Below are 19,892 nucleotides of genomic sequence, written 5' to 3' on the forward strand. Positions count from 1 at the left end.
TGAAAACAGCTTGTATCACTTTTTATTACACTTTCAAAAATTTCCCTTTTCGGTACATCAGCAAAAGGATGAAAAAAATGATCGATACATTGGCCAGTTTGATCAGGGTTCCGTAATAGTTACCCAAAAACTGTTCGGTTCCGTGAAGCAGCGAGTTACTGATACTGCCAAAACTTATTATTTCGTACAGCATATAAGCCAGAATGGAGTTCATTCCATATATTTTCAGCCAATTCAGATATTTGCCGTAATTTTTGTAATCGACCAGATAATAAAAAAGCGCCATCAGCAAAAAACAAATCCCGCTGCTGTATAGGGTCATCGAACTGGTCCATATTTTTTTAATGATTGGTATTTGCAATCCCCATAACTGACCGGCCACAATCATCAACACTCCGCCGATGGCCAACCACTGTACTTTTTTGATTTTCGGAAGGCTGCCTTTCATGATTTGCCCGGCAAAAACACCGGTCATTACGGTGACCCCGAAGTTCAGGCTGCTAAGTAACCAGGTGTAGCGGTAGTTGCCGAAATCAATCCCCGTTTCGGTCAGGCTTGAACCGTCGCGAAAACGGCCCAAAACCATCCGGTCGATGGATTCAGCCAGGTTGTTGTCGGGACCAAAATTACCGCCGCCCCACTCCCCGATTTTTACAAACGAAAGCAAAGCCCAATATATAAGCAACAAACCGGCGGTGACAGCAATTTGTCCTTTCCGGTTGAAGTGCATGAGCAGAATGGCAGAAATCAGGTAACCAATGGCTATAGCCTGAAGGGTATTCGAGAAAAAGAAAATCCGCCCGGGATCAAGAGCCAGCAGGTTTCCCTGGCACATCATGCCAAAAATCCAAAGCAACAAAACCCTTTTCAAAATGCGTTTATACAACTGCGTTTTACCTCCGTTTTTCAGGTATTTGCCAAAGGCAAAGGGCATCGATGCCCCTGCCATAAACATAAACAAAGGCATGATGATATCCCAGAACGCGAAACCTTCCCAGGCAACGTGTTCAAATGGGTTCATCATCACATCCATCCAGGGCGTGTTGACAGCCCGCCCCAGCGAGCGGAATACCGGTTGAAAAAATACCAGGCAAAACAGGTCGAAGCCGCGCAATACGTCGAGCGACCCCAGACGTTCCGTTTTTTGAAGTTCCATACAGGTTTAGTTTAGTAGGTAAAATATTTTTTCGCGTTTTTGTAATACAACTTATCAATCACCTCCTTCGGCAATTGCAGCCCTTTCACTTCTTGCCCGCCAAGGTCGTTGACCGGGAGGACAGTGTCGGTTGCCAGGAAAAGCCACTGTTCGAACCAACGGTTTCGGAGCCCTTGTAATACAATACTGAAATTAGCTTGGTTTCCGTGAACGTTGTCATCGGTTCCGTAAAGAATCCGGTCCTGGTAGTTGACCATAAAATTGCGAACCTTTTCATAGTCACCAGTCGCCTGGTACTGCAAATGGCCAATCCGTGCTGACAGATCGACATCGAAATTCGGGAAGCGGTCCAGCCGGGCCGCCAGTTCGTCCACGCTCCACTCTATACTTCCCAAATGAGCGCCGATCATTTTCAGCGACGGATACTTTTTCAGCAAATTGTCGCGCGCTGCCAACTGGGCTTCGTACGAAGGCGCTTCCGGATGAAGATACATGTGATATTCGGGATGCCTTTGATAATAGCGCCGGTCATCGCCGAGTGTCATCTCTTCCTCCGGGAGCCAGCAATTCCGCGGTTCACCCAAATGGGCCATCAGGGGAATCTTTTTTTCTTCCATGTAACGAAAAACAGGCTCAAAAGCAGGATGGTCTGCCATCACAAAACCGCCCGTTTCGTCTTTCAAATCCATCCCGATATTTTTCCAGATTTTTATTCCCGAAGCGCCGGCTTTCATACATCGTTCAATTTGGGCAATCGTTTGTTCAGCAAAACCAGGGCTACCAAAACCATCCACCCCGAATGTGCCAAAAAAAGCCAGTTTCTCCGGATAAGATTTTTTAAGCGCTGACGTGATTTCGAGTTGTTCTTCAAACGGTTCCCCGGCATCGACGTTGGGCGAAAGAATTCTGAAGTTCAGCGAATCCGCAAATTTCAGGTAACAATCATCAGGAGAATCGTAATGAAAGTGAAAGTCAATCTTTTTGACTTTTTCAAAATCAGCGCCGGTATAATACATCGGCTTCCGTGTGCATGAATTTCCTGAAAAAAGGAATCCCAGGAAAACGAAAACTGAAAAATATGACCTGATCATGTTATTCTTTCTTTAGCCCGATTTGTTCGAACGGAATTGGCTGCAAACCGGGAATTTTTGTAAATATTTCCGAATTTTCACTGAGTCTGAAATCCTGTTCTTTCCGATTAAAAAAGCCCGGATCATTACTGGTCACGTAATTATGGTCGCCATATTCAAGAAACTTTTTGTCGCCCAGGATCACCGTTTCAACCCCGACAAAGATGTTTTTATCCACCACATTTCGTTTCGGGAAGGCCGGATTGTCGTCCCAATAGATGGCCAGTTCAGGATATTTGTCGCTGTACGGAGCCTGGTCATGTTTTATTTCGCGGAGCGCTTTATCGTAAACATTTCCGGGAGCAATCATGGGTATCGCCCAATCGTATGCCTGCAGCCGGTTGTCGACCTTAATACCCACCGGGCAATCGATAAAAATATTGTTGATATACGCGTTGTCGCTTCCTCCACCGATCAGCGACGGAAAGGCTCCTGCCCTGTAAAAAACATTTCCGAAGACTTTCATGCCGCAGGCGCCATCATCGTGATAAACAGCGGTGGTCCGGTGCTCCTGCCCCAGATCGTGAAAGTAGTTGAACTGAACCAGGTGACCTCGTTCCGAAGGGTTCCTCCCGTAATAAAGTGCGCCTACATCATCGGTTGCCAGGCACACATCGTGAATATCGTTAAACTCGATCAGGTGCTCGTTCCCCGACATCAGAACGGCGCAATGAGGACCCTGATAAATTTCGCAATGGGCAATGCGGTTTCCAACGCCCTTGATCTGAACTCCGGCGCAATAAGTTTTTGCAATCCGGTTAAAATCGTGGATCCGGCAATTTTCGACGTAGTTCCGGCAGGGTCGAGCGTCTGCCGGTTTCCTCCGAAGAGGCGAACTCCGCCCGAAGCGGTTTGTTCAATCGTACAACCGCTAAGGCCGTTGTTTTTCCCGGTCGTCCCGTCGTCGCCATCGCCGATATGAACGGCAAATGAACCCAGGTTGCGGAACGTACAGTTGATCAGTTTGCAATTGTTGGCGCTTATCAGGTCAACACTGTGTGTTCGCGAGCACTCGAATGTTATCTCACGGATGGAGATGTTTGAGGAACCGTTCAACACCACAAAAGGTACTTCGAGCATCGACACTTCGACTGTCTCCGTTTTTTCAGGCCGGTAAAAATAGAGAACGCCGTTTTCGCGGTCGATATAATATTCGCCCGGAGCGTCAATCTCTTCGGGAATATTGTAAGCATACCAGGTATTGTAAGGTTTTCCGGAGAGAAAGCCATAACGGTGCGGCTGTACCGTCTCGATGGTTTGTTCCAGGGTGTCAATTGCGGCAACCTTCACGGCATCGTCGGCCCAGCCGTACCTGAAATAGCCGGACAGCCACAGATCGCCGGAAGGTTTCCAGGCAGCCGGACGGTTGCCCTGATAACGAAAAATCCCTCCAAACTTCGTAGTATCGCCTTCGGAGGGAACTGATCCTTTCTCAATCACTTCACCCATACCGACCACCGAATCGTTTGGCCAGCGGGACAAGTGGCCGGGGTCGCCGTTAATAAACAGTTCCATCCAGGAGCATTGGAACGGATGGCTGAAACCAACCTGCTTTAACTCACCGTAATTGGTAATCGCCAGTTTTTTGAGATCAATCATGACGATGTGCTCCCGGTTTTTTCCCGGGAACATGTTCCCTTTTTCCGTTCCTGACACAGACTCTGCCAAAGCCGGATCGATCGAAATTCCGCCGGTAAAACGAACTTTCTCCTGATTGAGGGCAGCTAGGGTCAAATCCCTGTCCCGGCTGTCAAATTCAAGGCTGCGGGTGAAATAGTAATCGCCCTCTTTCAGAAGAATTGAAAAAGCGGCCCCGTTTCCTTCCTGACGTTTTTCGCGAACGACATCGCGCGCCTTTTCGATCGTCCGGAACGGTTTTCCCGCCGAACCGTCGCCCTGATCATCTCCCAACGTCGAAACATAAAGCTGGTTGGGATTATTGCACGAAATGGCAAACACCAAAGCTGTTAAAAAATACAGGTTTATTCTTTTCATTATGCAAAATTGTACCGTTAAAATTTGCATGTTGTGTTTCTTATCGCTACCAAAGTTTAGTAACCAGATGTTTATCCTGACCGGTCAAACAGTTTGTGAAGCTTACTTCAGTTCCTGAAGAAATATTTGCCCGAAGGACCTGGTTGGGATAAACAGACACCGAATACATCAGCGTTCCATAACTGATCTGAAATAGAAGATCGGATTGGTTGTGAATTTCAATGATGTTTTTTTCCTTGTTGACGACTTTTACCGAAAGGGATTTTTGAACGATTTCGTTCAGCAATGCTTCTTTGCCCGCGAGCTTGTTATTAAAACAGGCCACTGAACGTCCGGCAAATAAGGCTTCCTTAACTCCGTCTTCCGAACGTTCTTTGACAAAAACCAGGGTCATTGGTCGCTGATTTTTTTCCCGGTACATGTTCGCGCTGGTATAATGAATGTCGGAATTGGCGAAATGGGCCAGTCCAAATTCGTTACACCAATCCAATACTTTCGGGTAATATTCCCACGAGTTAAACACCTCAACGCCATGTAATTTTTTTTCGGCAATCAATTTTTCGTGAATCGGGTACAGGGTGCTGGTATCGTTTGGCCATCCGGGATGGTTCCACAGAATATAAGCGCCTTGTTTGACTGCTTCGTCAATGGCATCCAACTCATTGGGCAAATCAATTTTATTCACATCCTGCACAAACAGCGCATTGAGGTGACCAAGCGGTTTTTTCCGGGTAATTTCCGTTCCCTTTATAACGATCATTCCAATTTCGCTGCCCCGCTTTTGTGCAATTTCGTTGGATTTGTTTAAATCGCCGATGACGGTTTCTTTGTTGGGCCGGTATTCAATATGGTCTGTAATGGCAATGGCATCCAAACCTTCGTTCCAGGCTTCGTTTACCCGCATGTCGGGCCATACTTTTCCGTCGGAAAATACGGTATGAACGTGGAAATCACATTTCAGCGTTTGATAACCATCCAGGTCGGGGATGTTGAGGTGATAGCGGTAATTTTGCATCGCCATTTCCGGGAATTCGTACACATCTGCATTTTGAATTTGTGCGGTGCCTTGCCCAAACAGGGCGGCAACACCAAGTGTGGTGGCAAAAACGATTTTATTTAGTTTCATCGTCAGGTTATTTATTATTTGATTTGTTTCAACTCATACGAACTCAAATTTTCAACATTTACCCGATACCCATCCGGGACTTTCAGTGAATAGCTGATTTCGTTTCCCGAACGTTTCCAGTTCAGTTCAACAACTTGGTCGTCAAGCGGAATGGCCCCGCTGCATTCATTTAAGTCAAGATCGGAAAAACGGATCGTCACTTCTTTGTTGGCATAATCGAGCTGACTGATTCCCAGGATATCGCGATAAAGAATATGTCCCAGGTACGATGCAAAACCGTGGTTGCAACTGGCATGTGCATCTACATTTTCCCATAAGGTACCGGTGCGCTCGGCCATGTAGTAGAAGTAATCCTGTATTTCGCCAAGCAGCTGGTTTTGTAAGCCGTAGCGCGACAGGATATCCATCCGAAGGTAATTCCCGATGAACGCATTGGCGCGGAAAACATTCGGCCAGGCGACGGCATCGTTGCGGTTCGGGCCGAATTCGGTCGTCAGTTTTTGCCACAGTTCCGGGTGGGTTTCAGGTGTAGCAATTTGAAAGAAGAAAGCATAGTACTGGCAAACTTCGGTGGTGTTTTGAGTCACTTCAAGCCGGCCGTTTGCATTTCTGACGGCATTGTCCACAAAAAAGGTTCCGTTGTACGATTGTTTCAGCACCTGCCGGCTGACCCGCTCAGCCTTTTGCTTCCAACTGTCGTTTTGATACAAATTGGCGGCGCTGGTCAATGCCGCGCTATACAGCATATTGGTCGGGTAATTGACGTCGCGGACAAAACTGTTGGCTTTCGACCATTCCACAAAAATCCAGCTATCAAGCTTTTCCAGCAAACCGTCTTCGTTTTCGAAACGGGCAAAATACTCCAGCAGTTTCGTAATCCGGGGCTTAAGTTGTTCAACAAGGGCCTGGTCGCCGCCGCGCCGGGCATAATCGTCAATTTGAATGATGAACCACAAGGCCCAGTTGGGAATAAACACGCCATCATTATGATCGGCCGGGTAACACATGGGCAACATGCCTTCGGGCAGAAAAGCGAAACTTTCGGGCAAAGCGTAGTTCTCGTAAAAGTTATGCCCCACGTCCAACCGTCCGGTGAAATCTTTCTCCATGATCGCCGAAAAATAGCTGTCGCAGAGCCAGCCCGCACGCTCGCGCGAAGGACAATCCATGAACAAATCCACCGCATTTTGCCGGTAGGTTTGCCGCGCCGCCTTATATATTTCGTTCAGCTTGTCGTTTCCCGACGAAAACGAAGCCAGCCGGTTTTCGGGATAAGCGTATTCGCGTAAATAAATCGTCTGAAGCTGACAGCTTCCCTTCAGTAGCATCGCTTTCAGGTACTTGAAGGTGTACGATTCGAACGATTCCAGCGTGTAATCACCCGGTTCCAGTTCGTAAACCACCTGGTTGTTGACATCGGCCATCCTTCTTTTAGGATTGACATCGCCGTCAGTCAGCATTTCATCAAAATAAAAAACCAGCTTCGACGGCTCGGAACAGCTTATTTTGCTGCCAACAAAACCCGAAAGGTTAACGCCAAAATCGAAGGTGATAAACTCGTTTTCTTCCAGTGTAACCGGGTTTCCTGAAAATGGTTCAGAGCGGGTATCCTGTGTTTTGGTCACAATTTCCTGCATCAGCTGCGACGGCAGCACATCCAATTCGAGCTCGTCTTCGGTGTAACCCTTCAGTTTTTCGCTGATCCGGATCAGAGAACGGTCTTTCTTATAGGTTTCAGGCTTTTCAAATCCGATAGTTCCGGTAGCATATACCGCGACGGGCTTTACTTTTGCAAATTCAGGAAGAAGCAGGTTACGGGCGAGCAAACTGACGGCCGGTTGGCGAACCAACGTCAAGCTCTCAACCGCTGAACCGACGTTTGTTTTCCACTGGTCAAAATCGTTTGCCATCCGGTAATACTCTGTAAAGGGTCGCTGAAAACTGTAACGTTCCGCTTTTTGAAGACGTTCCTTGAGTTGGAATGCTTTAAACCCGGGAGCGGTTCCGGTTGCCAGCAATACTTTTTTCCTGGACACGACTTCCGCCTGCAAAAAAGAAGGCTGATCGAGGGTGTAATAACTGTTTACGTTGTAGCCGGCGACCTCAATGGCCAGGATGTTTTCACCCTTTTTCACCAGGGGCCCCAGCGGGTAATCATCCACCCTGAAATAACCGTGTGCCGCCCGGGCAGGCCCGTAACCAACAAACTCTCCGTTCAGAAATACGCGGTAGAGTGTCGACGCGGTTATCTTCAGCCGGATATCCTGCTTTTCTTTTGCCGTAAAAGCTCCCTGAAATCCCAAGGTGAGGTTCATTTCATTTTCGCGGCCTTCGGCCCAAACGGGCAGCGCTTCTTTTATTAAATCAATTTCGGGACTTTGGGAAGAAGAAGATTCTGTGCATGAAGACCATCCCAGAAATAGCGGAATCAGAAATGCAACAGAAAGTGATATACGTATCACCGTACTGATTTTGTTCATGTTTAGCAGATTAGAATTAGGCTGCCAAAAGATAATATTAATCTTTGGTTTAAATGCGCTCCGGTACCGGCTTTTATTTTGTTTTCCGGCAGCAATTTTTCAATCCGTCTCTTTTTCGTATGATGAAATCAGGAATCCGGTTGAAGAAATGTTCTGTTTTCGTATCTCTTCCTCCCCATATCGGGATGCGTTCGCCGATGTTCGATGCCAGGTCGTAGGTAAGGAATTCGGCCAATTCTTTTTTCCGGGTCGTGGTCGAATAGATCATTTGAATGGGGTACGCGGCGTTTCCAACAGTCGGGATTAAGCCGAGAATCAGTGCAATCATCCGGGGATGCCTTTCCGATTCGGGAAACCGGACTTGTTCATAAAGCATTTTACCTAAGGTATAGATTGTCCGGTAGATTGATCCACCCAGGGCTGCGCCAATGGCCAGGACACCAACGCTGATTAAACCGGTGGCATATAACGAGGGAAGCACCACCAACTCGATTACCTGTGTAACCGGTTTTAGTCCCAATACGATGATAAAATCGGCCAGATACGGGCTGCTTGACTCGTGTTTGGCCTGATCCCGCAAAAATTCCGACTGATCGAAATTCAGCTGGCCCCGCTTTACCCATTCATCGATCCGCTTATTCAGGTACTTCTCAATTGTGTATTTTCGGTATTCCCTGACAAAGAGAAATTTGTAAATGTTTTTCGTTATCTCCCATAGATTGATTGACAGCAACTTTCGTATAATCCAAAGCGGCATTTTCACGGCCATGTTTATCAGTCCGCTTTTCGCCAAACCTGCCAATTCTTTTGCATACCACAATATTACGTGACGATTGTACCAGCTTGCCTGGCTTTCGGTGATTTTCCCCTTCTTCAGTTTGTAGGTTATGCTTTTCCTTGCCCTTCCGATTGACCACCATTCATCTTGCTGTTTTTTCAACTGGTTGATGGCTTCATTCAACCGGCTCAGCTCTTCTTCTTCAAACCGATCCCGGATTTCTTCCACATAACGATGCAGTTTTTCCGTATCAACGTCATCAAACAATAAATGCTTGTATTTAAACGCTTTTGCAAGATAAAAAAACAGCAACGAAAGCGGGTTCAAGGGAAATATAGCCGGAACACCCGATTCGGCATCAATCCAGACCCAGTTTCCGTCCTGGTCGAGTAAAAAATTATTGAGCGCCACCGGATTGCCTTTTCCCGCCTGCCAAACCAGGCCATCAAAACCGGAAGCGATCAGTTTCTTTTGTAAAGGTTCCATCACCTGCCTGCACAAGTCATCGTATTCCCCTTCCGTTTCGTTCGAGAAAGGATGATGAAGACTAACCTGTCGCCCGGTAATAAATTCGGTTACGATTTCGTAAGCCCGAAATTCACTGTTCCAGGCCGTTCCGTACGAACGTGCAATTTTCAGATGAGAGCCAAACCACTTCGGAATCAGGATGGTCAATATTTCCCTTCTCAGGTGAGCACACTCAACGGCATGTTCGTTCCAGATATACGGATTTGGAGCGCCTGTCAGAACATAATTGACAAATTTTGTGAGGGAATCAGCCCCCGAAAAAACTTTGATGGCAAGAATATTTCCGCGATTATCAGAACTTCGGTAAACAGTTCCCGATCTTCCTTTACCGATTGCTTCCCTTCCGGCTGTATGATCCATTTTTACGGCTGCTAATTTGGGCACAAAGATCATTTTTTTATGGGAAACATCCACAAAACAGCCTCAAATTGTGGCAGTTTTTCATATTGACCGGCCACGGCTATTTCGCAACATGCTTTTTGACAAAAGGCCATACACCATCTTTATAATAGCGGTGCCCTTCAGGGCCTTCGTACAATTCACAATTTCCGGGGACATCGGCAGCCGCATAAATTTGCTGTAAGTGTGCGAAAGCTTTGCGCGATTCTTCAATCGGGAAGATTTTATCCAGTTTACCCTGAACGGCACAAAACGGGCGCGGGGCAATCAAACCGGCTACATCGGCCATCTCGCCGAGTTGCATGATGCCGGAGACATAATTACACTCGCAATGATGAAGCGACCCGATACTGCCGGTAAAGGTGCAGAAATACGACGCAGGCACAGCAACGGTGATCCGGGTATCGCAGGCGGCGGCAAACAAGCTGACAGTTCCGCCGCCGGAATTGCCGGTTACGACTACTTTTTCATGATCGACCGGCAAGTTGGCAAATGCCCAGTCAATCAGTTTCGATACATCCCAAACCCGGTCGCCAATGGGCGTACGGCCAACCAAAATATCGTGCAGCAGCAAGGTCCGGCACGATGAGCGGGCATCACCTTCTTTGTCTTCGGGGCTTCGTGTTTCGCCAAACCCTCGGGTGGTGGGCGCTATGGCGAAATAGCCCTCCCGAACAGCCTGAATGGCCACATTTCGTTCGCCTACCTCGCCGCTTACCCGTTCTTCTTCCGAATTATATACTCCGGCATATAGTTCCGTATTTTTCGAATGTCCGTGAGGGGCAATCACCAATCCCCTTGTTCCTTCCATATTTTTCGGGCGAAGTAAAATAAACGGCAGCGGAACCGTGGGCTCGGTCCAGATCTGCCAGCGTTCGCGGGTGGCAAAACCCAGATCTTCAGACGATAGCATTTCTGCTTTAGGCTGATAATCGTCCAGTTGTGCTTCCAGCACGTTCAGGCCAAGTATTTTTTTCAGTTCCGGGCGGAACGTTTTCTGCCATCTTTCAAAATCGGCAACCGACGTACCCTTGAATTCATACATCATCCCGGCATGATCGTACATGGTTGAAAAATGAGCAGGCGCTTCGTACCTTTCAACTTCTTCAAAGTGAAATATTTTTGCAACTGACGCATTTTCAACACGACACTGTAACAGAAACAAGCTTAATGCTAAGACCAAGCCAATTTTGAGAAAGCTTTGATGAGGTAAAGATTGATTCATACGTGTATGTATATTATTGAAAACCTGAATATCAGTATTTTATTCATTAATCTGAACTGTTTTTTTTATTGAATCTCAAGAATCGTTCCTGCTATATGCCGGTTCCCGTTGCCGGTATTGAAATAATACACCACCAAAACCCGCTTTTTGTCCAGTTGAACAGCCCAGGAATACCCCAGATCGGTTGTTCCTCCGTCATCACGGATAACAAATTCAGTAGCCGTTTCAAAATCTGAACATTCGGCATTCAGTATTTTTGCCCTGATACCGTAGGGTTTGTTGCGATAACCATAAGTGAGCAAGACCCGATCGTCGGGCAATTTTAAGGCATGCAACGGATAACCGTAAAAATTCATACTTTGCCACCGAAAGGATTTTCCTCCGTCGGATGAACGGGCGATGCAGGAAAGATGACCGGGCATATCAGCTGTTCGAAGAAAAGCCACCAGGTCGCCCCCGGGAGTTTCATAAAGCGATGTTTCGTTGAATGAAATTTCGTTGTCGACCGCAACCGGGCAGGCATAATTCCAGCTAAGCCCCTTGTCTTCAGAAATCAACAGATAAACCGAAGTTTTTGCCGGCGATACCGCATCGCGGGCTGCGACCGCCCAATAAATTTTGCCGTCTTTCCCCTCGCACAAAGCACCCCGGTTATAGGCCGGAAGCGGTTTCCCCCAAACATCGACCTGTGTTTCTGCCGGCACATTTGGCGGATAAAACGGACCCGACCATGATTTCCCGCCGTCGGTTGAACGCATCAGGTAACCACCTAAAAAAGTAAAGGCCGGCGATTGTTCCGATTTACCTTTGACCAGGCTGATTGGCCTGTTCAGCGCCTGACCGGCATCCGGGCGGATTAAGCCCCAGGTATAGCTGGCACAGAGTAATGTACCGTCGGTTAACTGGAGCAAGCAGGGATCCTGCGAACCGCCGAAGGGATGTGCGTAAATCAGTTCCGGCTCGGTTGTCCAGTTTTCACCATCGCGCGAACGGACCATCACCAGGTAACTGTTCGGGTCGGTGTGCGAGATACCTTCCTGCCCAAACAAGCGTCGCTCCGGAGCCCTGCGGAAAGCAAGCAGGATTTCCCCGTCAGGGCGTGTTACAACCGATGGAAATGCAGAATAAAACATGGTGTCCCGGTAAATAATCAGGTCTTTCACTTTTCGAATGCCTGGCAGGTTGGTTGAACTTACGTTTTTTTGCAAATCGATTGTATTGTCGCCGCATGGTCTGTTTTCCCCTTTCGCATGAAAGAATCCGGTCAAAATGATAGCAAGAACAAGTAAAAATGTTGTTTTTTTCATTTCTCAGAAGTTTGTTTTGATGATTTCCAGTTCATCCCCGTCAGGCGATATTTTCATGGTCACCTTCCGGTTTCCGCTAAAGTTATACACAATTTCGTCATTTTTCCCAATAAAAGGCTTTACCCGTTTTTTCAGGTCATCGCCTGCCATGTCGTCAGTGATGATCCACTTCCCTTTTCCGTCGCTAAATTCTTTGGTTCCTCCGGTATAAGCGGCAAGCAGCTTTTTGGGGGCAAAACGCGCCGAGGTAACTACCACCAGGCCATTTTTCTTTACACGTTCATTGATATCGTCAAGCGTTTTGTTACTCATAAACAATCCGCACAGAAAAGCCAGTTTCACGGTTTTGAGATGTTCTATGGTTACCGAATCGTCGAACACAATGGGCGAGTTGGCCGGTGCAAAAGAGCGGTGCGGCATTTCCATGTAGTGGTTACCTGCATTCCACGAAAGGCTTTCCTTTTTCACCATTCCGTGGGTGATGGTGTGCCAGGCTTTTATCCACTCTTCCGATTCGGGGCTTGTATTGAGGTTGTAAGCGCCGAACAACCAGTCTTTCCAGTACAGGTCAATTGTTTGGCCGCCTTCTTCAACAGTGCAAAAAACATCTTTTCCCTGTCCCCAGGCCGTATCATCGAAACGGATGATGGCGATTTGCGGCTCAAAATCGCGGAACGAGTATGGGCGAGGATTCGATGGAATATATTCTTTCACAAAAGTCCTGAACACTTCTCCCCTTTCTCCCAGCTTCACGTTCTGATTTTCGTCTAACGAATAAAGACTGCCCACATTTTCAACATACGCCTTGTCGACCCCCGCCCAGTATGCAAACAGCAGGTTTCCCTGCAATTCTTCGGCACTGTGTCCGGGATAGGTGTTGTGGTTCCAAAAATCCAGACAGGCCCATAACTCCTGATTGTATTGAAGGCAGGCTCCCATGGCACAGGCCGCCCACACATTCGACCAGTTTTCCTTCATTTGCTTGTAAGCGGGAGCCATTCCTGCCCGTGCAAAATTGTGAAAAAGTACCGGCCATACATGCTCGGTCAGCATTTTTCCGTTGCCAAAACCACGGTGATAATCGACCAGCGATTGGGCACCTTTAAACACGGCTTCATCTGCCGATTTGAAATCCATTCCGGTAGTTTCGGCCAAACTGACCCGTTCGACACCCGGATTGCTTAACGCAATGGTCAGGTTGCGGGTGATTTGCGAATGTTCCAGTTCATCGTACATCGTTCCCCAAAAAGCAGGCGATTGCTGAATATTTTTCAGCACCTGCGGCGGAAACCTGAACTGATGCAGGCCCCCGGGCTGTTTCACCCAGTTGTGCCCGTCGGTACTGAACATGTCGAGCCTCCAGTTTCCCGATTCCACGTTGAAAAGTATTTTCAGATTTTTTTCTTCCGCACGGTGGAGCAGTTTTTTCAAGGTCGCGGCTTCTTCTTCAATGGTGCCTTTGGGACCGCGGTATTTGTAACTGATGAAATCGACGCCCAACGCCTCCATCGCCGGATAATTGAAAAACTCACCGGGTTGAAATTTATCGCCGGAATTATCAACCCCAACAAAAAATTGTTTGTCTGTATCCTGCGTGCGCTTCGGTTGTGCCGAAACCGGACGGACAGTTGCACCGACTGCAAAAACCAACGCCAAAACCCATGCTATAAATTGCCCCGGGTTGAATAATCTATCATATCTGTTCTTCATCTTTTTGAAATTAATCGTTACTTACCGAAGGCGGCCTGCTGGACGGGTTACTCCCCCATTCTTTATTGGGCTGGTCGCCCATTTCAAATTCGAGCGTTCCGCCCGCCGTCAGTGTTTGGTAGTCAATCCACGGCTCATCAAATGGGTTCCCGTTCAGTTTGGCCGACTGAATGTAAAAATTATCTTCGCTCACCTTGTTGGCAACGATGGTGAAACTTTTACCGTTGTCGAAATGAAGGGTCAGTTCTGGGAAAATGGGCGAACCAATCAGGTAGACGGGTTGCACGGGGTCGTACGGGAACAGGCCCATCGCGCTCATCACAAACCACGAAGCCATCGCCCCGGCGTCGTCGTCCATCGACTCGATGTAACCTCTCGGGTCGGCGCGGTAAACACGGTCAACAACCGGTTCGTCAAACGGCCCGTGGTTGTGGTACAACTGAACAACCTCTTTCGTGGTGAATGTGCGCGCCCATTTTTGCGTCAGGTAGGGTTTCCCCAGAAAATTAAACAGAAATGGCGCCTGAATATCCGGCTCGTTCAAAGCCATGTAAAAGTCGTTTTCAAAAAAATACCCCAGATCGTCGGCCACTTTTTCTTTTCCCCCGGCCAGTTCGATAAAGCCATCCGCATCGTGCAGCACAAACCAGCGGTAATGCCAGAGGTTGCCTTCGTAAGTGTATTTGTCAATCACTTCCACATCGTCAACCGGTTTTCCTTCGGGGGTAAAAAAGCCGCGCACATGGCCCTGGTTGTCCTTTTGTCCGGCACACCACAGTTTTTTATACTGAAGGGCGGCTTCTTTCAGGCTTTTCGCCTCGTTGTCTTTTCCCAGGGCTTTGGCCATTTCCAGTGCAAAATAGGCATGGTAGTCACTTTCCAGTTGGTCGCTCAGGTTTTTGACGCCGCCTTTTTCAAAATCTTCTTTCATCCCGCGAAAGGCAACTTCGGCATCAAAATCAGCCAGGCCTTTGTTCCAGGCATCTATGATGACCGCACCGGCAAATTCCATGCGGATATTGGGCGTTGGCCAGTACTGACGGTCGCCGCCTGCCCGGTGTTTGTAATGATCGACCAAAGAGCGGGCGATGTTCTTCGCAATCTGCGGCTCCATGAGCGACACCAGCGAATATTTACGGAAGTCGTCCCACAGGCTCCAGGTGCAGTAGTAGGTAAAATCGGGGGCCGTTTGTTTCGTGTCGTACAATGAAGCAGGCTGATTGGCCGCACGGTAAAGTCCGGTTATTGAGGTAGCGTTATTAGGAACCAGATACGAGTGGTACAAATGGGTGTAAAAAATGGTTTTAAATTCGTCGGAACCGCCTTTTACTTCTATTTTCGACAGTTTTTCGCGCCACACCGAAGCCGTGTGTTCCCTGGTTTTATCGAAATCCCAGTGGTTTATTTCGGTGGAGGCATGCAACATGGCCAGTTCTTCGCTTACAGGCGACAAGCCTACTTTCAGTTGTACCGTATTTTTTTCGTTTCCTGAAAAATTCAGCCAGACGCCAATATCGTTTCCTTCACGAACAGGCAAGTCGCCATTTTCATCGCCTTGCCAACTGGTAAACGATTCGAATGGAACATCTGCAACAATAGCAAAATACAGTTGGTGATAGCCGCCTCCCCGGTTGTGGAGCGACTTGATCATCCCGGTGATTTCGCGATTGCTTTTTATGTTCAGTCTGGCGTCGAGCATCCCCACGTAGCTGTGAGACAATTCCACCACCAGGTAGCGGTCGTTTTTCCTTTCTTCGGGAAACGTATAACGATGAAAACCCACCCGTTCGGAAACTGTGAGTTCGGCTTTCACACCCGACTCCAACACCAGTTTATAATATCCTGCGGAAGCCTCTTCCTCCGATTTGATGTACTTCTCACGAAATTCATTGATTTTAGACGTGAATTTTCCGATCCCGGGTTTAATAAGCAGGCCGCCGCCTTTGCCCTGCGAGCCGCCGCCTGGAATGCGAAGGTGCGAAAACCCTTCAATGTATTCATCCTCGTAATAATATCCGACATGCGAATCGCCTTCGGTTTCGGGCGAAAGCTGCACCAGTCCGAACGGGTAGCTCGCGCCGGGATACAACTGCCCGTTGTCGCCTTCGGTACAAATAAACGGATCGACGTATTTCAGCGGGTCAAAACTTGCTGTTTGTGTGTTTTTTGAGCACGAAACGGTCCCGGCCAGAAAAGCCAGAAAGCCTATTTGTAAGATCTTTTTTGTCATAGTTGGTTGGTTTAATATGAAGTCAACATGATCTGATACTGAACACGTCACCCTGAACTTGTTTCAGGGTCTCATTTATCATGAGATGCCGAAACAAGTTCGGCATGACAGTTCAATTAACACAAGTTGTAAATCTCTCATTCGCAGCTGTATGGGCCATGAATGGCCGTTACCTTAAAATTTTCTGCCGAGTCATCCAGAATATAAATCATATATTCTTCTCCTCCCGGACTGACCCGTACCACGATATGCCCTTGCTGGCTTTTCAGGTCATCCATCCGGCCAGATACCACGCGGGTTTCTTCCATCGTATTGGTGGCAAAAATATCGCGGGGGCCGGGATAGGTCCAGGTTGACATCATACGCGCCAACACGGAAGGCGACGGATGGCTGGGCGCCCACACCTGAATGATGTGCACACGCGGACGGACAGCTTGCAAAAACGGAACACCCATCGCATCGTAATAAGCATGGTGGTTCGCAATGCAAACCTCAACCGGGCCGGTAACCAGTCCCACAGGCGTTTCAATATCCTGCCACGAACCCGGCGCCCCGGTTGTCAGATCGCCGCCATTGAAATAATCAAATTTCCCGTAAGACAGGCGAAAGGCGCTGCTGCAAGCGTTTTCTCCGGGATATTGGTTTTCGGGAAGCGATTCCAGCGGGGGAAAATGGTTTCGCACATTATTCCCCACTCCGGTCCAAACCTGCCGGTTGGACGCCAGGTTGCGGATTTCAAAATTGTTGAATTTCTCCGGGTCTTTCAACAAAACAAACTGGTCGTTTGCACCCACCCGGAATTGTTCGGCCTGAGTCCCTTTGTGTTCGACATTCCACTTTACAAAACGGATGTAATTGTCGATATAATCAGCCTTTAACGGTTTGGGATAATCGTAAGCAGGCCAGTTGCGGTCCACAATTTTATCAAAGGGAATATTTGTTCCGACTTCGGTAATCCCGGTTAAAAGGAAGTTGATCATCAACTTGAAGCTGGCTTAAACCCGGCAGAGAAAACCCGCAAAGCATCACAAGAAACAGGGCCCGGATTGTCATTTTTTTTCTCATGTCTGATTTGTTTAGAAATATTATTTCGGTAAAAAAATCGGTTTTAACGGCTCAATACCCAGTTCGCGTGCCGCATTAATCGTTTGTACCATGTTGTTCACCAATGGAAAATCGACCCCTGAGTCAAATAACATTTTTAGTTCTTCGGGCGAATCGGTTCCATAATAATTGATCTTGATTCCATTCTCTTTCAGAGACTTAATACTTCCGGCAAAATCGTCATAGGGTGATTTCCTGAGAAGTTGAATAAAATCGGAACGGACGCTGATGGTGGTAGCAACATATTCTTCGGCCGACTCCTGCCGATCCATGTTGCAAATCTTTATTCCGGGAACGGCTTCTTTTGCCAGGCGGGCAGCTTCGGCGCTGCAAGCCAGAAAAGCCTGGTGCAGCCGGCCCTGCGATTCAACCAGCGTGGCAATCATTACCGGTAGTTCGCCCGCTCCTTTGATGTGGATATTGATCCAGACATTGTGCGGCATCTCGTTCAACACTTCTTCCGGCGTCGGGATTTGCAAGCCTGTAAATTCCGCGCTTTTCCAGCTTCCGGCATCCAGTTTCCTGACTTCATCAAAAGTGAGTTCCGACACTTTCCCTTTTCCGTTGGTGGTGCGGTTAACATTTGAATCGTGAATCACCACCATTTGTTTGTCTTTGGTCAGGTGTACATCAAATTCAATCATATGAGCGCCGGCCTCCACGGCAGCACGAAATGCCGGAATGGTATTTTCGGGATGGGTTTCCATCGCCCCGCGATGAGCACACAAACCACGTTCCGGGAGTTCAACAACCAGCTCTGCTTTTTTAGCTGTCTGGCATCCGCAAAAGATGAAAAGGACGAATAGGAATGCCATTTGTGTTTTTATCTTCATTTTCATTCCGACTGATTTTTATTGTTTTTTATTCCGGAAAATTGCGTTAATAATTCGACGGCTTCCGGGCTTCCTTCCACCTCGCCTTCGTCATTGATCCGGGTGATGTTGGCCGTTTCGTAAAAAACATAGCCGTCCAGACCGCGATGATTGGTTACCATATCGGTTTCCGCTTTGATGCTGTCAAATGGCCCTTCAAAGGCCATCCCGTGAAAATCGCCCTGTAAATACAGTGGTTTGCCGACAGCCCTGGTTGCTGCGCTGAACGTATCAATTGCTTTTTGCAGGTTCCACGGGCGAACCTGAAATACCCCGCGGATTTCAAGCTCATCGCCAATTTCTTTCACCCATTTTTCCCACTGCCAGTCAAAATTATAGGGATACGAACTTATTTTGCCACGGTCGTCGGGGCTCAGCAAATTCGTTTCCAAATGGATTGCCAGCGATTTTTTTCGGTCTTTTACCATTTTGCGGACTTCTTCCAAAAACCCAGAATACGCATTGCCATTTACCCGGCTCACCGAATGAAAATCGGTTTTGCCCCCGGTTGCTTCCAACACAGATTCATTGAAGCCATATTCCCACGATTCGGTAGAAAAAGTATGGTTTGAAATTCGCAGGTTGATCCCGTCCACGCCCCGGTCGAGGCAAAAACGCACCAGATCGAGCCAATGCGCCCGAACTTCAGGATAAACGGGGCTCAGAATTCCCATCAAATAGTCCGGTTTTCCGCAAGCCACCGCAACAGCCCCTTCCTTATCCAGACTGATCCAGTCGCCGGGATTGTACTCGCCAAAACTGTAAAAATCGCGATAATGTTCCTGCATTTTTTGCGGGTCGTTCATTTCAGCCTGAACTTCGGGTCGCTTCAGATAACGGACAAGCTGCATTTGTAGTTTCGACTGATAAAAATCGGCGTGTTTGTCCAAGCTGACAGGGCCGGTACTGAAGGTGTTCGGCATAATTTCCCCGTCGATCCCAATCAGTTCAATGATGGTTCCTTTTTCGTTACTGAAGTCAGCATTTTCGTCGGCCAACGAACAGCGAATTAAAATGTATTTATGGCCGCGGGGAATCTCCAGGTTTTCGAGATGAAGAACGCGGCATTTTCGCCAGTACGGAAAACGGTAACGCGGTTCAATGGTCTCGCGGAATTCAACCGGCCCGTTGTACGGAATAAACTGGTTGTTCGTGGGGCTTGTCAGGATGGAAAGATGTTCGGCTTTTACCCGCGTCGGGCGGTCGTCGCTTTTTACCAGACGAATAGCCGCAACCGGCCCGGAGTATTCATACGTCCCTGCCTTGCGTTTCAGGCACATGGTCGGGTTGTTGGCCAAAAAAGGACGGGGCATCGGGAAAATACCGCGCAAATCGCGAAGGGCAACTCCCTCAGGACAAGGCATCGTGTGAGGCAAAATAGGACCAAAAACGCCGCCTTCAAAAGGTTTGATTACGGCATAGAATTCGATACCATGCCGATGGGCCGAAGCCGCCGCTTCCTTTAGTAAATCAAAGCCGTGCGGATAATCTTCATAAAGAGTCCAGATGATGTCGAAAATCCATTGGTGGCGCGTTACCCCCACCGAAGCCAGAAGTTTATGGAGCTCATCCAACTGTTGCCGGTTCATAAAACACCGGTTGTTTTTATAATAATCGTCATCGCGCGTAACAGGCGCATCATAGCGGCTCCCCCGGTGATTGATGAGAACATTGTCGAAATAATCGGTCGTTGCAAACAACTGCTTTTTCCCCGTACTTCCGGAAGATGTTCGTTCTATTTTCGTACACTGAAAAAGCGGATTGCTCACGGCAAGCACCCCCATCCCTGTAAGGGTGGTAGTTACAAATGATCTCCGGGTAAATGGCTTTGTCATAATCCGATTCTTTTATC

General features: G+C 48.0%; 14 protein-coding genes. All 14 read right to left on the reverse strand.

The features are described from left to right. Positions 1 to 25: 25 nt before the first annotated feature. A complete protein-coding gene (locus AC6H3C_RS16095) occupies positions 26 to 1,156 on the reverse strand; it encodes an acyltransferase family protein (protein WP_497516431.1) in 1,131 nt (376 codons plus the stop codon). Between the two features lie 11 nt (positions 1,157 to 1,167). Then, positions 1,168 to 2,247: an amidohydrolase family protein gene (locus tag AC6H3C_RS16100; RefSeq protein ID WP_497516432.1), complete on the reverse strand. Its 1,080-nt coding sequence runs from the start codon at positions 2,245 to 2,247 to the stop codon at positions 1,168 to 1,170. 1 nt (position 2,248) lies between these two features. Further along, the gene (locus AC6H3C_RS16105) at positions 2,249 to 2,944 is read right to left on the reverse strand and encodes a hypothetical protein (RefSeq protein WP_497516433.1); all 696 of its coding nucleotides are present in this window, start codon (positions 2,942 to 2,944) and stop codon (positions 2,249 to 2,251) included. Beyond that, on the reverse strand, positions 2,944 to 4,281 hold the full coding sequence (locus AC6H3C_RS16110; RefSeq protein WP_497516434.1) for a right-handed parallel beta-helix repeat-containing protein: 1,338 nt from the start codon (positions 4,279 to 4,281) through the stop codon (positions 2,944 to 2,946). The genes AC6H3C_RS16105 and AC6H3C_RS16110 overlap by 1 nt, the downstream gene beginning before the upstream one ends. A 46-nt stretch (positions 4,282 to 4,327) precedes the next feature. After that, positions 4,328 to 5,407, reverse strand: coding sequence for a PHP domain-containing protein (locus AC6H3C_RS16115; RefSeq protein ID WP_497516435.1), 1,080 nt, complete (start codon positions 5,405 to 5,407; stop codon positions 4,328 to 4,330). A gap of 14 nt (positions 5,408 to 5,421) precedes the next feature. Beyond that, positions 5,422 to 7,887 (reverse strand): alpha-L-rhamnosidase-related protein, encoded by a 2,466-nt coding sequence (locus AC6H3C_RS16120; RefSeq protein WP_497516436.1) that lies wholly within the window; start codon positions 7,885 to 7,887, stop codon positions 5,422 to 5,424. Between the two features lie 73 nt (positions 7,888 to 7,960). Next, on the reverse strand, positions 7,961 to 9,577 hold the full coding sequence (locus AC6H3C_RS16125; protein ID WP_497516437.1) for a hypothetical protein: 1,617 nt from the start codon (positions 9,575 to 9,577) through the stop codon (positions 7,961 to 7,963). Positions 9,578 to 9,653: 76 nt separating this feature from the next. Next, entirely contained in the window at positions 9,654 to 10,817 is a 1,164-nt protein-coding gene (locus AC6H3C_RS16130) for an alpha/beta hydrolase family protein (RefSeq protein ID WP_497516438.1), read from the reverse strand. 65 nt (positions 10,818 to 10,882) lie between these two features. Next, complete coding sequence (locus AC6H3C_RS16135) at positions 10,883 to 12,124, reverse strand: sialidase family protein (protein WP_497516439.1); 1,242 nt, start codon at positions 12,122 to 12,124, stop codon at positions 10,883 to 10,885. Positions 12,125 to 12,127: 3 nt separating this feature from the next. Then, positions 12,128 to 13,834 carry a hypothetical protein gene (locus AC6H3C_RS16140; protein ID WP_497516440.1) on the reverse strand — a complete coding sequence of 569 codons (1,707 nt, stop codon included), beginning with the start codon at positions 13,832 to 13,834 and terminating at the stop codon, positions 12,128 to 12,130. Positions 13,835 to 13,844: 10 nt separating this feature from the next. Continuing rightward, positions 13,845 to 16,064 (reverse strand): GH92 family glycosyl hydrolase, encoded by a 2,220-nt coding sequence (locus AC6H3C_RS16145; RefSeq protein ID WP_497516441.1) that lies wholly within the window; start codon positions 16,062 to 16,064, stop codon positions 13,845 to 13,847. A gap of 137 nt (positions 16,065 to 16,201) precedes the next feature. Next, complete coding sequence (locus tag AC6H3C_RS16150; RefSeq protein ID WP_497516442.1) at positions 16,202 to 17,047, reverse strand: ComEC/Rec2 family competence protein; 846 nt, start codon at positions 17,045 to 17,047, stop codon at positions 16,202 to 16,204. Between the two features lie 102 nt (positions 17,048 to 17,149). Then, positions 17,150 to 18,007, reverse strand: a complete 858-nt coding sequence (locus tag AC6H3C_RS16155) for a glycerophosphodiester phosphodiesterase (RefSeq protein WP_497516443.1) — start codon at positions 18,005 to 18,007, stop codon at positions 17,150 to 17,152. Beyond that, positions 18,004 to 19,875, reverse strand: coding sequence for a hypothetical protein (locus AC6H3C_RS16160; RefSeq protein WP_497516444.1), 1,872 nt, complete (start codon positions 19,873 to 19,875; stop codon positions 18,004 to 18,006). The genes AC6H3C_RS16155 and AC6H3C_RS16160 overlap by 4 nt, the downstream gene beginning before the upstream one ends. Positions 19,876 to 19,892 lie beyond the last annotated feature (17 nt).

It is taken from the genome of Gaoshiqia sp. US2 (assembly GCF_059705485.1).

Bases quoted from the DNA above. Each gene is read 5' to 3' on its own strand.
- AC6H3C_RS16095 (WP_497516431.1), bottom strand. From the start codon at position 1,156: ATGGAACTTCAAAAAACGGAACGTCTGGGGTCGCTCGACGTATTGCGC.
- AC6H3C_RS16100 (WP_497516432.1), bottom strand. From the start codon at position 2,247: ATGATCAGGTCATATTTTTCAGTTTTCGTTTTCCTGGGATTCCTTTTT.
- AC6H3C_RS16105 (WP_497516433.1), bottom strand. From the start codon at position 2,944: ATGTCGGGGAACGAGCACCTGATCGAGTTTAACGATATTCACGATGTG.
- AC6H3C_RS16110 (WP_497516434.1), bottom strand. From the start codon at position 4,281: ATGAAAAGAATAAACCTGTATTTTTTAACAGCTTTGGTGTTTGCCATT.
- AC6H3C_RS16115 (WP_497516435.1), bottom strand. From the start codon at position 5,407: ATGAAACTAAATAAAATCGTTTTTGCCACCACACTTGGTGTTGCCGCC.
- AC6H3C_RS16120 (WP_497516436.1), bottom strand. From the start codon at position 7,887: ATGAACAAAATCAGTACGGTGATACGTATATCACTTTCTGTTGCATTT.
- AC6H3C_RS16130 (WP_497516438.1), bottom strand. From the start codon at position 10,817: ATGAATCAATCTTTACCTCATCAAAGCTTTCTCAAAATTGGCTTGGTC.
- AC6H3C_RS16135 (WP_497516439.1), bottom strand. From the start codon at position 12,124: ATGAAAAAAACAACATTTTTACTTGTTCTTGCTATCATTTTGACCGGA.
- AC6H3C_RS16140 (WP_497516440.1), bottom strand. From the start codon at position 13,834: ATGAAGAACAGATATGATAGATTATTCAACCCGGGGCAATTTATAGCA.
- AC6H3C_RS16145 (WP_497516441.1), bottom strand. From the start codon at position 16,064: ATGACAAAAAAGATCTTACAAATAGGCTTTCTGGCTTTTCTGGCCGGG.
- AC6H3C_RS16155 (WP_497516443.1), bottom strand. From the start codon at position 18,007: ATGAAAATGAAGATAAAAACACAAATGGCATTCCTATTCGTCCTTTTC.
- AC6H3C_RS16160 (WP_497516444.1), bottom strand. From the start codon at position 19,875: ATGACAAAGCCATTTACCCGGAGATCATTTGTAACTACCACCCTTACA.